Source organism: Paenibacillus sp. J22P51 (genome assembly GCF_059692215.1).
Map to the genome: position 1 here is coordinate 30511 of NZ_JCAUAZ010000015.1, position 19210 is coordinate 49720.

General features: G+C 47.7%; 12 protein-coding genes. 9 read left to right on the forward strand and 3 right to left on the reverse strand.

What is annotated here, in order from left to right:
• Nucleotides 1-71 precede the first annotated feature (71 nt).
• Complete coding sequence (locus AC58QC_RS24595) at nt 72-2060, reverse strand: beta-galactosidase (protein WP_497417681.1); 1989 nt, start codon at nt 2058-2060, stop codon at nt 72-74.
• Between the two features lie 293 nt (nt 2061-2353).
• On the opposite strand from AC58QC_RS24595, the gene AC58QC_RS24600 reads away from it, so the two are divergent.
• From AC58QC_RS24600 to AC58QC_RS24610, 3 genes are read left to right on the forward strand one after another with little or no spacing between them, the layout of a single operon-like run.
• Entirely contained in the window at nt 2354-3283 is a 930-nt protein-coding gene (locus tag AC58QC_RS24600; protein ID WP_497417746.1) for an ABC transporter permease, read from the forward strand.
• 33 nt (nt 3284-3316) lie between these two features.
• The gene (locus tag AC58QC_RS24605; protein ID WP_497417682.1) at nt 3317-4201 is read left to right on the forward strand and encodes a carbohydrate ABC transporter permease; all 885 of its coding nucleotides are present in this window, start codon (nt 3317-3319) and stop codon (nt 4199-4201) included.
• A gap of 46 nt (nt 4202-4247) precedes the next feature.
• The gene (locus tag AC58QC_RS24610; protein WP_497417683.1) at nt 4248-5834 is read left to right on the forward strand and encodes an extracellular solute-binding protein; all 1587 of its coding nucleotides are present in this window, start codon (nt 4248-4250) and stop codon (nt 5832-5834) included.
• Nucleotides 5835-5974: 140 nt separating this feature from the next.
• On the opposite strand, the gene AC58QC_RS24615 is transcribed toward AC58QC_RS24610, so the two are convergent.
• The gene (locus AC58QC_RS24615) at nt 5975-6061 is read right to left on the reverse strand and encodes a putative holin-like toxin (protein ID WP_379304201.1); all 87 of its coding nucleotides are present in this window, start codon (nt 6059-6061) and stop codon (nt 5975-5977) included.
• Nucleotides 6062-6601: 540 nt separating this feature from the next.
• Between AC58QC_RS24615 and AC58QC_RS24620 the strand changes: the two genes are divergently transcribed.
• From AC58QC_RS24620 to AC58QC_RS24635, 4 genes are all read left to right on the forward strand, one after another.
• Nucleotides 6602-8947, forward strand: a complete 2346-nt coding sequence (locus AC58QC_RS24620; protein WP_497417684.1) for a helix-turn-helix domain-containing protein — start codon at nt 6602-6604, stop codon at nt 8945-8947.
• Nucleotides 8948-9071: 124 nt separating this feature from the next.
• Nucleotides 9072-11639: an exo-rhamnogalacturonan lyase family protein gene (locus tag AC58QC_RS24625; protein WP_497417685.1), complete on the forward strand. Its 2568-nt coding sequence runs from the start codon at nt 9072-9074 to the stop codon at nt 11637-11639.
• Between the two features lie 95 nt (nt 11640-11734).
• The gene (locus tag AC58QC_RS24630) at nt 11735-12931 is read left to right on the forward strand and encodes an FG-GAP-like repeat-containing protein (RefSeq protein ID WP_497417747.1); all 1197 of its coding nucleotides are present in this window, start codon (nt 11735-11737) and stop codon (nt 12929-12931) included.
• Nucleotides 12932-12949: 18 nt separating this feature from the next.
• A complete protein-coding gene (locus AC58QC_RS24635; RefSeq protein WP_497417748.1) occupies nt 12950-14056 on the forward strand; it encodes a rhamnogalacturonan acetylesterase in 1107 nt (368 codons plus the stop codon).
• 406 nt (nt 14057-14462) lie between these two features.
• On the opposite strand, the gene AC58QC_RS24640 is transcribed toward AC58QC_RS24635, so the two are convergent.
• On the reverse strand, nt 14463-16628 hold the full coding sequence (locus tag AC58QC_RS24640; protein WP_497417686.1) for an S-layer homology domain-containing protein: 2166 nt from the start codon (nt 16626-16628) through the stop codon (nt 14463-14465).
• 458 nt (nt 16629-17086) lie between these two features.
• Here AC58QC_RS24640 and AC58QC_RS24645 point away from each other — a divergent pair, with 458 nt between their 5' ends.
• Nucleotides 17087-17377 carry a hypothetical protein gene (locus AC58QC_RS24645; protein ID WP_497417687.1) on the forward strand — a complete coding sequence of 97 codons (291 nt, stop codon included), beginning with the start codon at nt 17087-17089 and terminating at the stop codon, nt 17375-17377.
• 90 nt (nt 17378-17467) lie between these two features.
• Complete coding sequence (locus AC58QC_RS24650; RefSeq protein ID WP_497417688.1) at nt 17468-19204, forward strand: AAA family ATPase; 1737 nt, start codon at nt 17468-17470, stop codon at nt 19202-19204.
• The last annotated feature ends 6 nt before the right edge of the window (nt 19205-19210 follow it).

Here is a 19210-nt window from a genome sequence, read left to right on the forward strand (position 1 = left end):
GTCAGCGTATGTGAACTGACTCCTGCTTGTCAGTGCGTTTACCTAGCAACCACATCTTTAATAGTTCAATTTTAGCTAGTAAACTGAATCACCTTATGCTCGTAACGGCCTAACGTCAGCTGACCCTCACTGTATCGTGTACCTGAGATTGGATCCATGCCATCCCTTGGAAGCGTCACACTGCCGCCCGCACCATCCATATTAACCACGACCCATACCTCGTAACCATCGCCTCGTCTCGGAGCGACAATCGTACCTGCGGTCACATCCGTGCGCAGGGTAACACCAGCATCATCCGCATACTGCAAGATGAGGCTATTCAACAACTGTTCGCCTTCTTCGCCAGTCGGCATGGAGCCGAGCATCACGATCTTGCCTTTGCCATACGCGCGTTCAGTAATGAAGGCATGTCCCACCGCCAAGCCTGATTCGATGGTTCCAACAGCAGTCGCTTCCTTCGCCTCGAAGACGGAGCTCCAAAGTGAAAGAGGTGCAGCGACGCCAAAGGCACTGCCGATTGTGCTGCTGCCGTCCATCGGAAACGTATAGACCGTTTCCACACCAGCGAGCTGCTCCAATTCGCCGAGCGCAGCATTCGTATGCATCGTGTGTTCTTCAGTGCGTCCACCTGAGAGAGGACCAACAACCCACACACCGCCTTCGGCAACAAACGCAGCAGCACGCTTCATTAGATCAGCGGAGATATAAGGAAGGAAAGGAGTGAACAGCAGCTTGTAGCCAGCTAGTTCTGCACCTTCCGGCACAAGATCTCGATGAACTCCTAAGTTCAGGATGCGCTCATAGAACCCGGTCACCAGCCCCCGATGATTCAGCTTTTGATGTGGTTCGGTTTTCAGGAACGCTTTGGATCGATCCGAATACGTCATGGCAACTTCAGCTTGCGCCGGCCGTGTTGCTAGGATCGTAGCTTCGATTTCATGTCTAGCTTGCTCGACCTCTAGCACATTAGCGAAGCCAACCGTAGGCTTGCCCCATGTACTGATGACAGAGCCGTGCGGCTGTTCGCAGCCTGCGCGCTGCTGTCTCCAAAGCCAATAGCAGAAAGCTTCTGCGCCTAGTGCATAAGCGGCTACCGCTTCTGCTTCGAGATAGCCATTCGGATGCGGCTTCGCATAGCTTGCAAGTGAGGCAGCATGGGAAGGACTCGTTTCCATGATCCAATAATCCCGTCCGCGCTTAAAGTTCCGCCACAGATCGTTATTTAATAAATAGTTGGCGGGGTGATCATAGGTCGCATAGGTATCGAAGGAGGCAAAATCCAGCTCGCGGAATAATCGCTCATTGTCTACGCTGAAAGCAACACTGCTGTTGTGGGTGATCGGCGCATCCGAGAATTGACGGATAATGGCTGCTTGTTCATTTGAGAACTGGGCAATTTTTTCCATCGAGAATAGTTGGTACATCGTGCTGAGGGAGGAGTTATGTAAGAATGGCGCTGGACCAGGCTGTGGTACTTGGTCGAAGCTCTGGTAATATTCGCTCCAAATTTGTGTGCCCCATGCCTCATTCAACTTCTCAATTGTTCCGTATCGCTCTTCTAACCAAGAATGCCACTGTGTGAGGCAGGTTCCACACATGCATTCGGACACATGTGCTTTGAATTCATTATCGATCTGCCAACCGATTACGCCTGGCAAGCGACCAATCGCCTTAGCGATGTGTTCGGTGATGATGGCCGCCTTCTCGCGGAAATAAGGATGATTCGTACATGCATGCTGGCGTGAACCATGGCCCATGACTTGCAGCTGCTCATTCACATACATCCGCTCAGGATGTCCGTGCGTGAACCAAATCGGAGGCGTTGGTGTTGGTGTGCACATGACGGTATCGATTCCATTTGCATAAAGGAGGTTAACCATTTGTACAAAAAATCCAAGATCGATATTGCCCTCGGTTGGCTCCATATTCGACCAAGCGAATTCACCAATTCGCACGACATTCATTCCAGCTTGCTTCATTAATACAATATCTTGTTCAATGACCGCTTGATCCCAAAGCTCAGGATACCAGGCCGCACCATGATATAACTTGTTTCCCATTTCCATCAACCATCCTCTACATCTAAAAGTTAGTTTCTACTATAAGTGCTACCATGCCTCAGGGGCAATAACACATTCTTGCTGGAAATATTAGGGGGGTTCAACTGTTTTGACGGGTTTGCACTTTCTTGATGCTGGTCCAATTCAAGCCTTTGGAAGGGCTTACAAGAATGTCTGATAGGCGGAAAATGCCAAGCGATGCATAATGGGGATACAACGCTCACAAGGCGATCATCGTGGAGGTGAAGAGGATGAAGCAGGCTGCTGCTCCTAACAGCAGAGAGATTGTTCAGATGTCCCAGGCGAAGGGGCTTCGCAGGTCGCAGGTGTGGGGAAGGTTGCGTAAGGATAAATGGATTTACCTACTTCTGGCACCAGGCTTATTGTATTTCATTATTTTCAAATATGTCCCCATGTGGGGCGTGCTGCTTGCCTTTAAGAATTACCAACCCTTTCTAGGATTTTGGAAAAGTGACTGGGTCGGCTTAGAGCACTTTCGTGTATTTTTTCAAAATCCCGAATTTTTCATGCTCCTCCGTAATACGTTGTTGCTCTCGTTATATAATCTGGTGTTTTACTTTCCAGCACCGATTGTACTTGCACTCTTACTGAATGAGATCAAGGTAAGTATGTATAAAAGAACCATTCAGACCTTGATCTATGTGCCGCACTTCATATCCTTAGTGATCGTGGCCAGCTTAACCTATGTCTTCCTAACTACGGAAGGCGGACTCGTAAACGAGCTCTTACAGAAGTATTTCGGGTATAAAATTAACTTCTTGGCGACCCCGGAATGGTTCAGACCGATGATTATTATGCAAACGATGTGGAAGGAATGTGGCTTTGGAACGATTATCTTCTTGGCAGCACTGGCTGGTGTGGATGTAGAACAATACGAAGCAGCCATTATGGATGGGGCCAATCGCTGGAGACAGCTGTGGCACATTACGCTGCCATCGATTCGCAGCACCATCGTTATCCTGCTCATCCTGCGCATGGGAGATGTTCTGGATAATGGCTTCGAGCAAATATTCCTCATGCTGAATCCTTTGAACAGGGATGTAGCCGAAGTATTTGATACCTATGTGTATATGATGGGGATCACACAAGGTGCGTTCAGTTACAGCACGGCTGTCGGCTTGTTTAAAGCAGTCATTGGCGTCATCTTAGTACTTGGCGCGAACTGGACAGCGAAACGTTTCGGACAATCTGGCATTTACTAATACGAATATTATAGGTAAAGGAGGAGAGAGGTTTTGGCGAAGCAATATAAGAGCGTTTCCGGAACCATCTTCGATGTAAGCAATTATCTTGTACTTGGTGTCATTGGCATAGTTGCCATTCTGCCATTTCTCTACGTCATAGCAGGGTCTTTCGCATCTGATGCGGAGCTGACGAAACGCGCAGTATTCCTCATACCGGAGACATTTACATTGACGGCCTATAAGTTTATTTTTTCGACGGATACGATTGTGAAAAGTATTGGCGTATCGCTTTATGTCATGGTCGTCGGTACTTTCGTTAACCTCTTCTTCACGGTGACGATGGCTTATGCGTTATCGAAGCGGAATTTAATGGGACGGAACACCGTGTTAAATCTGATTATTTTCTCGATGCTTTTCGGCGGAGGATTAATTCCTACCTATCTCGTTATTCGCCAGCTTCATATGCTGGATACGTTCTGGGCGTTGATGATCCCAGGGGCGATTAGCGCTTTTAACTTGATTATTGTGAAAAACTTTTTCCAAGAGCTCCCGCCGGAACTGGAGGAAGCAGCGAAAATCGATGGCTGCACAGAGCTCGGTCTCCTATGGCGAATCGTACTGCCGTTATCGATGCCTGTACTGGCAACCTTCACGTTATTTTATGCCGTCGGTCATTGGAACAACTTCTTCTCAGCCTTGCTGTACATCAACGATCCCGCCAAGTGGCCATTACAAGTAATGCTTAGACAGATTGTTTTATTGTCACAGGCTGCAGCTGGAGATCTTAATTCCATGGATCCGAATTTCGTGAAACCGCCCGAGCAATCCATCAAGATGGCTGTTATCGTCGTGGGCACCATTCCAATTTTGTTTGTCTATCCGTTCCTGCAAAAGCATTTTGCTAAAGGGGTCTTGATTGGTTCGGTCAAGGGGTAACGGAATCAGATAGAAGCAAGTCCATATCTTAGAGGAGGCATGTTAGATGAAAAAAAATGCGAAAAAATGGGTTACCGCAGCAACCGTTGGCACAGCTGTTATGACGACAATTGCTGGCTGTAGTAGTGACAAAGGGGGAACGGCGTCACCCGCAGCATCCGCTGCTGCAACAGCAGCGGCTGTACAGACGAAGGCTCCTGAGAACTTAGCTCCGCTTGATCTGAGCATCATGCTTCCTATCTTCAAAACGAATTTCCCGAAGGACGATGGTCCTGTTACGACCGAAATTGAGAAGAAAACGAATACGAATATTCACTTGGAGTGGGTGCCGAACGCATCTTATACGGATAAATTTAATATTACACTGGCATCAGGGAAGCTGCCTCAGATCATCTACGTTGGTGATGTGAAGAACCCGAGTTTCGTGAACGCTGCTAAATCGGGTGCGTTCTGGGAAATTGGCAAGTATCTGAAAGATTACCCAAATCTCAGCAAAGCGAACCAAGTCATTATGAACAACTCATCGGTTGATGGGAAAAACTACGGTATTTACCGTGGACGTGCTTTGGGTCGAAATGGTATTAACTATCGTAAGGATTGGTTAGAGGCTGTGGGTATGCAACCTCCGAAAACAATTGATGATTTCTACAATATGCTCAAAGCGTTTAAAGAAAAAGATCCTGACAAAAACGGCAAAGATGACACATACGGCATGGTATTGGTCAAATGGACGGGGCAATGGGCAAGCAGCTTTGATATTATGAAGCTCTGGTTTGGAGCGCCGAACAAATGGGGCGTTGTAGACGGTAAGCTCGTACCTGAGCATCAAACCGCAGAATATCTCGAAGCGCTTAAATTCATGAAGAAGCTATATGATGAGAAGTTAATCAATCAGGATTTCGCTGTGTTTGATTCAGCGAAGTGGAACGATCCAATTGCCAACAATCAAGCAGGAGTCGTCGTAGACGTAACAGACAATGCCGCACGTATGGATGATAAAATTCATGCAGCGCTTGCGAAGGATGGCAAAGATAATCCTAACATTCACTATGTAGATAATATGATTGGCGTGACAGGCAAAAATGGCTTGAAAGCTCTGCCAACTTCTGGATTTGCAGGTATCCTGGCCGTTTCGAAATCCACTGTGAAGACAGAGGAAGAGCTTAAACGCGTATTGAAATTCTTGGATCAAATGAATGAGCCGGATCTTCAAACGTTAGCTGGCTACGGCATCGAAGGCAAGCATTATACGAAGGATGGCGACGCGCTAGTGGTGAGTAAGGATACAGCTCTTCTCGAATCAGAAGTAGAAGGTCTGAACCAAATGCTGCCATTTATCCCGGAAGATCGCGGTTTGAAAGTGAAGCAAACACCGCTTCGTTTGCAAACGACGAAGATTCAAAAAGAAGCAGAAGCGAACATCGTGGCGAACCCAGTCGAGCCATTCATCTCCACGGTTTACTCGCAAAAAGGCCAACAACTGGATAACATCATCAACGATGCGCGTATTAAATTCATCGTCGGTCAAAGTGACGAAGCGGCTTTGAAAGCAGCGTTCGAAACTTGGAAGAAATCAGGCGGGGATGATTTGGTGAAGGAAATGAACGATTTGTATGCAGCTGCGAAGAAATAAAGTGGGGAAAAGCCGTGTCCAGTGGACACGGCTTTTTTTATATAAAGGAAAAAGTCGGATCAATTGATCCGACTTGTACGGCGGCTTGTAATTGGCGGATTCTTTAGTATGGTTTCAAACCAAAACTAGTGCCAATCAGATCATTTCCTCTTGTCAATGTAAGTTAACAATGTGAGTATAAATAACCCAAAAGCAAACATGATTGAAAGAGATTGAAATATATCCATGTTCACAGCTCCACCTTTCCAGTAAGGTGTCCGCCTTGTACAAGTCGTCCTATTGTAAAGTTTAAAATAAAATGGATAATTGTGGTAGTGTCAATGGGACTATTTTTCTTTCTACATAATTCGCGTATTTTTGTTTCACTGCGAATCTCGCAATGTGGTAATTCTCAATCGGTTATGGAATCGATTATTGATTCTGAGCTGTTCGTTAACGGACATAGGAGGCGCTATTTGATTGAAATTAGCGATTTTGAATGGCTAACGGACACAGAAGACGCTGTCAACAGAAATTCCGACATCAATTCGCCTGTTATGTCCAAATAATGCCTTTCGTGTCCGTTAGAACCTGAAAAGATCGATTGGAGTAAGAATAACGTCATTGGTGTCCGTTAGGGAATGTAGACCATTACGGATGCCCTCACCAAAAAGTCGGAAAAGTGGTGTAACTCCACTGGAAATTAACTTCCTTCTTCATCACAAACGGTATACGCTCAAAGGTGAAGTTTTCGCTCCAAACTAAACTTTCGAACGGTTGGTGAGAGCATGTTACGAGCCTTAAAAAAAGGACTAGCAAACGGGTTAAGTAAGATCGTTGGTGGACAAGGACGCTTTTACAAAAAGAGTCTGATCATGATATTTATTGTTTCGGGTATTCCAGGACTCTTGATGGGGGTGCTCGTGTATTGGATGGCTGGCGGGCGCGTGGAAAGCGAGCTTCTTCAGCTGCATTATCGGCAAATTGAACAACGGTCGCAAAATATCGATGATCAATTAGGTAATCTGGAGCTGCTGCTATCTCATTGGGCGTTTGACAATAAATTTGACTATAGCTTAAATGGATATGATTTTGTGCGGAATTTCGAACGAACTCAGGATATCACGAGAACGTTGATCGCCATGCAGGGCTCGAATGCGATGGTGAAGCATGCAGAGCTTTATGTGGGTGGAACAAGCTCGGTTCTGTTTAACCCTGAATATATGAAGCTGGATGAACGTGCAGCCGCAACAGCTTCCAGATACGAACCTCTCATCCACGGGCAGCATACGACCTATTGGGCGCAATGGTCGTTTGATGCGAATCGTCCGGAGAACAAGGATCTAACGCTCGTGCATCAAATTCCAGGCGGTAGCCTGAAACCGTTTGGTGTGTTAGTGTTCCGTTTTGATAGTCAAAAGGTGGCGAATATGCTCAATACGCTAACGCCATACGAAGGCGGGGAGACGTTTCTGATCCAGAATGCTGGCGAGCTCTTCGTCTCAGCGAACGGGAACACATCAACTTCACCTTTTGTGGGCGCTCTGCGTGACAAGATAGCAACTTTAAACGGTAAAAAAGGTTCCTTCTTTATCGATTGGAATGGCTCTACATATACAGTTTCTTATGGCAGCTTGGCCAGAATCTCGGAGGACTGGACGTTCGTATCCGCATCGCCGATTTCGAACATTACGTCGCCAGTGGTATTTATATCCAAGCTGATTATCACAATAAGTCTTGCAGTATTGCTGCTTGCGGCTTTACTTGCCTGGCTGGCTTCTAGGCGTATCTACTTGCCAGTCAAAAGGCTGGTTTCGATGCTGGGAGGAAGCTCCTCCAACAGTCTTCAATGCGATGAATTCACATTGCTGGAATCTCAATGGATGCAATTGCATAATGAGAGCTTGGCGCTGAATACGAAGCTGACGGAACAGCTCCCCCACCTGAAGGACAGCTTTCTGCATCAACTGCTACAGGGATATTTGAATGCGTATTCAGAGGATGATTTGCGCCACCGAATGGAGCGTTTTAAATGGGATGTGAAGAATAAGCAATTCGTTGTCCTCTACGTCCAGTTAATTGGAATGTCAAGCTTGGAGGGGAACTTTCGGTTAGGGGAAGAGGGACTTGTCACCTTTGCGGCCGTGAATATGATCGAAGAGCTGGCTGCTCAATATTTTGATCAGAGTCATACACTCAACTTTCACGATCTGACAGCGGGTATACTACTTATTTTACCTGAGGATGAATCCTATACAGTTGCCTGCCAAACCTTAAGTGACGAATTGAAGCAGTCGATTAATCGTATTTTGAAAATGCGAATGACCATGGCGATTAGCCGACCAGTACCGCTGATATCCGATATACCTATGGCATTTGAACGAGCAAAGCAAGCGGTTAGCTATCGCTATTTTGAGAATGTGAACCAGATTATCGATATGGAGCATGACAATTTTGCAGGAGATGAAGACATGGAGTTGCAATATCCTTTCACACAGGAGCGGGAGCTCATTCAAGCTTTACGGACAGGGAAAGAAGGAGAAGCGAGCGAATTGCTAGTGTCCTTCCTAGAGGTCTTATCCTGCAAAGGAGCCAAAGAAATTGAGGTTCAGCAAGGGATGCTGCATCTGCTTGGTAATGTCCAACATGCCATCATGGTATCCGGAATTAACCCTAATCGCCTCTTCAAAGGCGCGAATTTGTATGAGCAGCTTTCTCAAATTCGGGAATCCACGAGAATTCTTGCTTGGTTTCAGGAAAAAGTACTGAGGCCTTTCATGAAGGAGATGTCAGGACGTTCTGACGCACAAGTGAAACGCATCATTGAACAAGCCATGATTTATTTGCAAAATAATTATAGACAGGATATTTCCCTTGATAATTGTGCAGAGCACACAGGGACGAACCCGTTTTTCTTAAGCAGATCCTTTAAGCAAGTAACCGGCAAAAACTTCATTGACTATTTAACGGAGCTGCGCATGGACAAAGCGAAAGAGTTGCTGCGGGAATCGGAAATGCGAATTAACGATGTTGCCGATCAGGTGGGTTATCAGCATACGTATTTCAATCGGATATTCAAAAAGCTCGAGGGCATGACGCCAACGCGCTATCGAGAACTCAGTCGAACTTCCTAAGCAACAATGTATAATGCCGCCAAGAAAGTGCAAAGGGGCCTTTCATAGCCTTGCAATAATGTCCGCTTGTTCGCAAGAGCTCCTCTTTCTACAATGGGGCTACATGTGAAAAGGAGATGATCGCTTGGCTTCGGATCTGGCAATTAAGCTGCGTTGGTTAAACAAAGAGGCTTCTAAGCCTGTAGGGATAACATGGGGAATACCTTGGCGCGAGGGCGAGCTTGGGCGCGAAGAGTCTTTGCGATTGGAAACGGATGATGGCCAAGGAACTGTGCCGGTGCAAAGCTGGCCGACCGCTTACTGGCCGGATGGCAGTGTGAAATGGTCAGCTCATGCGGCAACCGTTCAACCTGGAGCAACTGAAGGGTTTGCCATTCGAAAAGGTAAAGGTTCCGATTCCAATCACCGTATACTCGTAACGGAAACGGATGACACCATTACGCTAGATACTGGCATCATGATTTGCACACTAGGCAAGAAGGGGAAACAATGGCTTCGCAGCATTGTTCGGGATGGCAATGAGATATGCCGCGGCGGCGAGCTGATTTGCTTGAAAGAAGGGCAAAGCGAGGCGTCCGGTGTACGGATTAGCCGTGAGGAGACTTTCGAAAGCCGAGTTCTGCGGGCTGTTGTTGAACAGGACGGACCGATTCGGGCAGTCGTTAAGCTGGACGGCAGGCTTCGCTCCACGACAGGAGCCAGAGCATGGCTGCCTTTTACACTGCGTATGTATGTGTACGCAGGGCAAGAAACGATTAAACTTGTGCATACGTTTCACTATGATGGAAATCCCCATGAGGATTTCATCAAAGGCTTAGGCATCCGCTTCGCGGTGCCGATGAGAGGGGTCCAGTACAATCGGCATATTCGATTTGCTGGTGATCGCGGTTATTTCAGTGAATCGCCCAAAACTTTACATACCCGTCGAACAAAAGGAAAGTATCGAGAGCTTTTTGAGCGTCAAACAGTAGGTGAGTTGACCACTTTTGACCCTCCTGAGGATGCGTATTTCCTAGGGCTGCTGGATGATTCAGCGACTTGGGACAGCTTTAAGCTCGTTCAGGATTCTTCTGAACATTATCGCATTTGGAAGCGGACGAAGGCGGGCTGCAGCTGGGTGAAGGTGACAGATGGAGCGCGCGCTGGCGGTCTGGGCTATGTAGGCGGTGAAGGCGGCGGCTTGGCAGTGGGCTTGCGCCACTTTTGGGAGAAGCATCCTTCTAGCTTTGAGGTGCACGGTACTGCGGCGTCGGAGGCTGCGTTTACGATTTGGTTCTGGTCCCCAGACGCGACACCGATGGACCTTCGTCATTATGATACAGAAACACACGTGGAATCCTCGTATGAAGGGGCGGAAGAGCTTCGCGCAACGCCTTATGGCATTGCGAATACGAGCGAAATGATGCTCTGGTGTACACGCGAAACGCCAACACCTGAGCTTCTGAAGATCATGCAAGAGGAAACGCAGAACCCATCGCTTCTCATTTGCGAGCCTGCTTATTATCATGAGTCAGGTGCTTTCGGCTATTGGAGCTTGCCAGATCGCAGCAATAAAGTGAAAGATCAGCTGGAAAATCGACTGGATGGTATTATCGCCTTTTATCAAGATGAAGTTGAACAGAGAAAGTGGTACGGCTTCTGGGATTACGGCGATTTCATGCATAGCTATGACCCAGTTAGGCATGTATGGAATTATGATTTAGGAGGCTGTGCTTGGCAAAATACAGAGCTTGCGCCAAATATGTGGCTATGGGTCATGTTCCTACGTACGGGCCGAGCGGATATCTTCCGAATGGCGGAAGCCATGACTCGGCACACAAGCGAAGTGGACTTGTACCATTTTGGTGAATATGCAGGTCTTGGCTCTAGGCATAATGTTGTCCATTGGGGCTGCGGCTGTAAGGAGGCTCGCATCGGGATGGCGGGCCTGCATCGGTACTTCTATTATTTGACTGCGGATGAGCGGATCGGGGATATCATGGATGAAGTACGGGACTCAGATTTCACAACAGTGAACTTAGATCCGATGCGTGCTTATTTTCCGAAGGATGAGCATCCGACGCATATTCGAGTAGGACCGGATTGGGCGGCTTTCAGCTCGAACTGGATGACCAGATGGGAGCGCTATGAGGATACAGCGTATCGGGACAAAATCCTGGTGGGCATCAACTGTATTAAGGACGCCAATTATGGGCTTATTTCGGGACCAACCTATGGCTATGATCCTAAAACAGGCGTGCTTTCGCCACTCGGTGATGATAATTGGGGAAGACATTTGGCCATTTGTATGGGAGGACCACAGGTTTGGTTCGAGCTTGCCGGCATGTTGAAGGACCCGGAATGGGAAGACATGATGGCGGAGCTCGGCGTGTATTACAACCAAACGCAGGAACAGAAGGATAAGCTGACCCACGGTCAGATCTCCACCAAGCATTTCGAGCATCCTGTGCTAAGTGCAGCAATTACGGCCTATGGCGCATTTTATAAAAGGGATACGGAGACAGCGGAGAAGTGTTGGTCCATTTTGCTGGGAAGCGCCTTTGCGAAGGTTGATCTTCAGCAGGAGGCTTCCATTGTGACGCACGTGGATACTTTGCAAGAGATCGACTGGATGAACACGAATGAGGCCGCACAATGGTCATTGAATACAATTATCGCACTTGAGCTTATATCGGATTGGCTTCCCAAATAAACGGATGATAGGAGGAATTAGCTGTGGGACACACGAGTAAGGAGCCTTATTTGATTGGCAAAATTGACATTAGCGCGGCTGGTCCACGCTGCAAAATGCTCCTAGGCGACCTGAACGGAGACGGTCGTATGGAGATGCTGCTGGTGCATCCTGACAATCGACAGGATGTTCGATATATTCCTCATCAGGTGCAATGCCTGACGGCATTTGATCTCGAGGGAAATCTGCTGTGGCAGACAGGAAAGCCAGATTCGGGAGCTGGGAGTGCAGGGTCAGATTACCCTGCTCAGATCGCTGACATCGATGGCGATGGTCAGTTGGAGGTACTTTGCGTGATGGATGGGCGATTTCTCATCCTGAACGGGCGAAATGGTGAAGTGAAGGCCACGCATGAATTGCCGCACGAGCATGCCCATGATTGCATCATCGTGGCGAATTTGACAGGTGGAGATTACGCCAGTGACATTATTCTGAAAGACCGCTACCACACGATGTGGGCATTCGATCGTCATTTTAATTTATTATGGACGCATGAAGGCAATCCTGGACATTTCCCATGGGTGTATGATTTGGATGGGGATGGGAGAGACGAGGTCATGGCTGGTTATGATCTATTGGATCATGATGGTCAGAAGTTGTGGAGCTGTCAGGATCTCGAGGATCATGCCGATTGTATCTGGGTTGGCGATGTGAATGGGGATGGACAGCCAGAGCTAGTGATTGGCGGGAGTGTTACGGTTATGTATGATCGCTTCGGCAAGGAACTGTGGCGTTACGAAGGTTCGATTGAATCGCAGCATATCGCCTTGGGCAGGTTCCGGAATGATAAGCCAGGATTGCAAATAGCCGGTTTGGATCGTCTCGTTCGAGAGGATGACGGTAAGGGCTTGAAAGGGAAAGACGCCTTATTTCTCTTGGACAGCGAAGGCCAAGAGATCTGGAAGGAAGACCGCCAAACGGATGGCTGGCTGACGATAATTGAGCCTCTCCGGGGTTGGAAGGCAGGTACTGCGGATCTGATTTTGGCCTATCGAAGAGGTGGTGGCGTTTGGCCATCCTTATATGATGGGGAAATGAACGTTGTTGTTGAATTTCCGCTAAACGGATATGCCGTACATGCCGATGTATGTGGTAGCGGGACAGAGCAAGTGATTATTTTCAATGACGACACAGCCGCCATTTATGCTAGTGGGCCGCTTGCGTTGCGAGAAGGTTTGTCTCGCACTCAACTGCCGCAGCCCAAACGCTTGTCCAGCTCAACCTTATATCCAGGCGGAGAGCTTCCGTTGTGAGAAAGAAAGGATCCGATGATGACACACGCATTCAAGTTCGACTTCGGAGTAGGCAATCCGGAGTCAGGATACACCAAAATTACACCACAAGCCGAATATGAGAAATCTGTTGGATATGGATTTAGCAACGGGAAGAATGTTCATGCCAAGGATCGAGATGAACCAGGTTCGTTGCGCAGAGATTTTTGTATTCCACTGGATACCTCTTTCTTGGTGGATGTCCCGGACGGGACTTACAGGGTTTCGATCCTACTAGGCGATGATATCGCTGAAACAGAAACAACGATTACCACGGGTGAAGGGAGGCTCGTGCTGTATAAGCAGCGTACTTCAGCGGGGCATTTTGTCCGGACGAGCTTCTCCGTATGGGTCGCGGATGCACAGCTTAAGCTCAGTTTCACGGGGAGGGCACCACGCATAAATGCCTTGGAAATCGAGCCCGTACCTGCCGCTTGTACGCTGTTTCTAGCAGGGGATTCAACCGTAACGGACCAACCGACATCTGGGTATCCGTATGCGGGCTGGGGACAAATGCTCCCACTATTCGTCAAAGCAGATGCGGCGGTAGCCAATTATGCGTTGTCGGGCCGCAGCTCCCTGAGCTTTATTCGCGAAGGCGTGTTGGATACCATTTGGAGCAAAATTAAGCCCCACGATTACCTGCTCATCCAATTCGGTCATAATGACCAGAAGCCGGATGAAGCGCGATTTACGGAGCCATATTCCACCTACAAGGAAACGCTTAAGATCTATATAGACGGCGCTCTTGAGCGGGGAGCTTATCCGATTCTGGTCACTTCCGTGCAGCGGCGTTTTTTCGAGGAAGACGGTACATTGCGGGATACGCACGGAGATTATTTGATTGCGATGCGTGAGTTGGCCTTGTCCGAAGGAGTGCCATTGATCGATCTTGCTGCAAACAGTAAGGAATTGTTTGAAGCGTTAGGACCTGAGGGAACCAAACGATTATTCATGTGGCTGGCACCTGGTGAATTCATGAATTTCCCCGATGGTGTCGAAGACAACACCCATTTCCAGCAGCAGGGCGGGCTCGAAATCGCGAGACTTGTTCATGCTGGTTTGAAGGACTTGAAGCTGCAGCCGCTAAGCTTGTATTTGCGGTGATGTTACATGTCCAAACCGATTTCCTGCCGTAATCGTGAAAAACATCACTACAGCAGCACTCAACTGGTCCGCGCACGCTGTAACGTTGAGAAACATCACTACAGAACAAGAAATTACTTCACAAGCCGAATTTGGGTGCTATAGGCGTGAAAAACATCACTACAGAACAAGAAATTATTTCACAAGCCGAATTAGGGTGCCGTTAGCGTGAAATAATCATTACAGCTGCACACAACTGATCCGCACACGCTGTAACGTTGAAAAACAATAAAAGTGGACCTTCTCTCAAGCAATTGTAACTACTTGGGAGAAGGTCCACTTTTGTATTAGCCTGTCATTTCGAGAGGCTAAACGTGCTATTTTAGCAAAGAGAAGTAACTGGTTTGTTTAGTTAGGAAGGTCGAGACTACTGAATATTGATCTTCGTTATCAAGGCGCCAGTACCTTGAAGGGAAATCGCATGATTTTGTACCAAGTTAGTAATGTTGCCTGTAATTGTTACGGATGAGGACACGTTGTAAGTGGTTGTCACGTTACTGCCATTCGTTCCTGTTTGGTTGATCGTGATGGTGGCAATTTTGCCTTGATTCGTAAAGGTTACACTGTTAAATGTTCCGGAAACGCTAAAGTTCTGATTGTTGCCGTTAGTGAGCTGTGTAACTTCGGCATATATGGCTGAATTATTATAGGAGCGGATTTTCACAACGTCACCTGGCTGCAGCGCTGATCCGCTAACCTGAACGCCGCTGCGGTAGACGAATGCTTTATCGTTCAAGGTAATCGCTTGCGCTTGGTTGCCGTTCACAATAACGAGAAGATTGTTCGCAGCCGAAATGATCGTGCCTGTCTGCTGTGTAATTGTAGGCTGTGCAACGGATGTGCCGTCTGCCCGTTGGATCACTTCGGCATGCAGCACAACGCCGTTATAGTAATGGACTTTAATGACTTGACCTGGCAGTAGTACGCCGCTCGTCGTTTGAGTGCCATCCAAGTAGATGGATGAGTTTGCGTGAAGCTGAAGGCTGTAAGATTGACCGCCACTTGTAAGCGTGAGTAGGTTATTACTGATAGGTCCTGCAATGGTTCCAGACATCTCACCAGTTGACGTTACCTGTGTCACACTCTTGGTGACTTCAATGACAGCTGCAGAATTATTGTAGGCGTAGGTTGTCAGGACATCACCAACCTGCAGCGCGGATAGATTCGTAAATGCACCGTTCTTGTACACGATTGAATTACTGTTCACTGCAAGTCCTTGGAGCTGCGAACTGGTTTTTATAGCCAGAACATTATCGCTAATCGGGTAAGCCATCGTACCTGTCACAACCGAAGCGAAATTCGTTGGTGTTCCAGTGCCAACAGATTGTGTCACCTCAACATAACTCACGCCGTAGTTGTAGGAGCGAGTGGTCACAATATCTCCAATTTGTATGCCTGAGGCTGTCGTCGCCGAACCGTTTCGGAAGTAGAGTACATTGTTATTGATGGGGAGTGAGATGGTTTGCCCATTGCTTAAGAGGGTGAGCGTATTACCTGTAATCGCTGCGGCTACCATGCCAGTCTTCACACCAATGGCCTGTGTTGGCGTTGTTGGGTTGCCACCGCTCGGCTGAGTTACTTCGATGTAGATGACGTTATTATTATCGTAAGAACGAATCTTCAGTACATCCCCTGTTTGCAAAGCGGATGGGCTGACTTTTGCGCCATTCCGATATATAAAGACGTTGGAATCCAATTTCAGATTGACATTTTGGCCGTTAGTTCGGACGGTCAGTACATTGCCACTGACTGGCGCTAACACAGTTCCGGTCACTAACCCGTCAATACTGTTCGGCAATTGGTTCCCGGCGCGATCTAGCAACGCGGCAATTTGCGCACGAGTAACGAGCTGTTTGGGGCGGAAGGTATTGTCCTCGAAACCATTCACAAGTCCTTTGTCAACGGCTACCTTGACATATCCCACCGATCCGGCAGGTACGCTGGATGAGTCAGAGAAAGGGAGTCTTGCGTTCATATTAGCTTCAGCTTCGTCCTGGAGCTTCAATGCTTTGACTAGGAGTGTGGTGGCCCACAGTCGATCAGCGGGTTGATTCGGATTGACGTTCGTATCGGATTCGGCGAAAAGATCGTTCTCAAGCGCGACCGCTACGTAGCCGACAGCCCAAGAAGGTACACTTGCTGCGTCATGGAAATTCAGCTTGGTCGCCTTCTCTTCATCGGATTCCGCTTGATCACGCAGTCCCATTAACCTTACCGCTGCCGTGATGGCTTCGATGCGAGAGACTGTCTCTTGCGGTTTAAAGGTGCCATCGGGATACCCATCGAAAATGCGTCGAGAGACGAGACTCATGATGTAGCTTAAAGCCCATTCAAACTCTTTGCCCTTTATATCCTTGAAGTCGAATTTGATTGGTGGTTGGGGGCGTTTGTCGGAGCTCCAACGTGAATTGTTGTTGCGATCGTCATCCTTGTGGTCGCGGCCGTTCTGAGCGAAGGCCGTAGTTCCCGTTGCCATTACAAGTGTGAGGGCTAGAGTGGGTACAAGCAGTTTTTTCATACGCGAATGCTTCATCTTTTTCTTCTCTCCTTAATAAAATAAATGAGTAGAAAATTACGATTATGCGGTGCGTGCCTCGAGTCGGTAAAGCTAATTACAGTATTCGGACTTAGATGGGTTTTTCTGGGTGTCGTTTGTTAAAAAAAGGAAATAACAATACTTGTTTAACTTGAAAAGAGCGCATAGGCGTGCACCGCTTGACCGTTTCCAATGCTGGATACGTTAAGCTTGGTTGCACTTGCACGATCTAGCGGCTATTTATTAGATGATTTTCAAAGATTCCGCCGTATACTTCGGTCTTATTTTCAAAAAAAAGTAATATATTTTTCTTAAAACAACCATGAATGAGAAGGAAAATAAACCTTTATGAAGTAAGTAATAGAAAAGAAATATTTCAATCAATTCGTTCTAGCCTACTGGTCATTCACCCGTCCCAATTCCTAGCATAGTATGTAGGAAGGTGGTGATGAAAAGTGACAAATACAATTGAGGGCTGGATAATTTACACGATTTGGGGCATTTTTGGCTTCATGTTGATCGATTTTGTTATCGCGTTCTTCAAATCCTTCTGGGAAGGCTCCTTTGGTCCCACACTCGTGCTAAATTATTTGAAAGATGTCCTATACTATGTGCTGCCACTGACGGTTCTACTATCTATGATTTCATTTGATCCAACAGGATGGATTGTGGTGATTTTTTATTTTATTTGCGGTCTCGCTGTGATGATCAAGTATGTGTTGGATATCGTTAAAAGATTCCAATAATATTGCGTGATGGCCCTGTTTTGAGCAGGGCCTAAATCGAAGTCTTTTCATAGGGATATTCAAACTTAATCATATGAAGGAAGTGTAGCCATGAGGAGATATCAATGGATTAGATGGCGAAAGTTGATCCTCTGGCTGACAGCCATTGCCTTGATTTTCGGGGTGTTATGGGTAGGAGGGCCAACCTATTGGAGTGTCGCGTTTAGTATAATCGGCTTACTGTTGAACCTGGTTATGGCTATGGCCTTTATGATTATTCAGTTCGTTGCGCTTTTCTGGTTCTTAGCGAGAGGACGAACATACTGGATTCTACCGGGAGAGACGGGCTCTACATGGGATGATTACCGAGGAAATCCTGAGATTGTAGAGAACGCGAAGCGTATTGTTACCCTGCTGAAGGGTGTCAAGGAGTTCAAGGAGATGGGTGGCGAAGCGATTCGCGGATTGCTGCTCTGCGGACCGCCAGGAACCGGAAAGTCATACTTAGCACAGGTTATTGCCAATGAAGCACAGGTACCTTTTGCCTACGCGTCAGCACCGAGCTTTCAGAACATGTTCTTCGGTGTTGGGAACCTGAAGGTGATGGGGATTTACAAGAAAGCTCGTAAGCTGGCCCGCGTCTATGGCGCTTGTATCATCTTTATTGACGAGATTGATGCCATCGGGATGAGCCGACAAGGCGGCGGCGCTGGCGGCGGGATGATGGGCATGATGGGGATGGGCGGCGGTTCTGGCTTACTGAATGAGCTGCTTCTGCAAATGGATCCCCCCAATATCGATACTTCCAAAATTGTGAAGATGCTGCGCTCGCTTGGCCTACGCCGTAAAAAGGCGGAACGACCGCCCGTGTTAACGGTAGCAGCGACCAACCTGCCCGATGTACTCGATTCTGCCTTGCTTCGTCCAGGTCGCTTCGATCGGCAGCTCTGGGTGGATGTTCCTGACTATGACGGTCGGGTGGATATTTTCCAATATTATCTGAAGAAGGTAAAGCTGGATGAAACGTTAACCGCGGAAAAAGCGGGTCTCGACTCCATTGGATATAGCCCTGCGCAAATTAAACATATAGTGAACGAGGCCGTCGTGATTGCACACCAGCGGGGTGCTCAGGCTGCCAGTTATGAGGATTTCCGAGCTGCTATGGAGACCTATGAGTGGGGTCTCAAACAGCCGCTTCGCTCGATGCGCGATGATGAGAAGCGGAATGTCGCTTATCACGAAGCGGGTCATGCGGTGGCGCAGTTCCTGCTTAAGCCTCATGAACGGGTTTGGAAAGTTACGATCGTTAGACGGGGGGGCGCGCTAGGGCTCTCGGCAACAAAAGAGACGCATGAGCGATATAACCGAAGCGACTCTGAGATGTTAGCAGAGATCCAGGTGTGTTTAGCTGCCCGCGCCGTAGAGGATGAATTCCTCCATAAGAAACTAAATGGGGTTACATCTGACTTACAGCATGCGACCCAAATTGCTGGTGCCTATCTCGGTATGCTCGGAATGGGCGATGAATTGTTCAGCTTCCTAGCCGTTGGTTCTCGCACGGATGGTCTCAAAGCACTTCGACCACAAATTAATGAGCTTCTCAAAGAGCAAATGCTTGAAGTGAAGAAGCTTGTGCTGGATTATACGGATTTCGTCCACAAAATTGCGGAAGAACTGCTGAAACGTGAAGATTTGACAGGCGATGAAATTGAAGAGATCTTTACGGAGCTGTACGGGGACACACGTCCAAGGGCGATTGAGGTAAAACCCTTACCTCTCAAAAAGCTTTCACTTGAAAAACCATTAGCCGTCATTGATGAAACAGATGAGAATCTTAAGGATTCGTAATGGTAA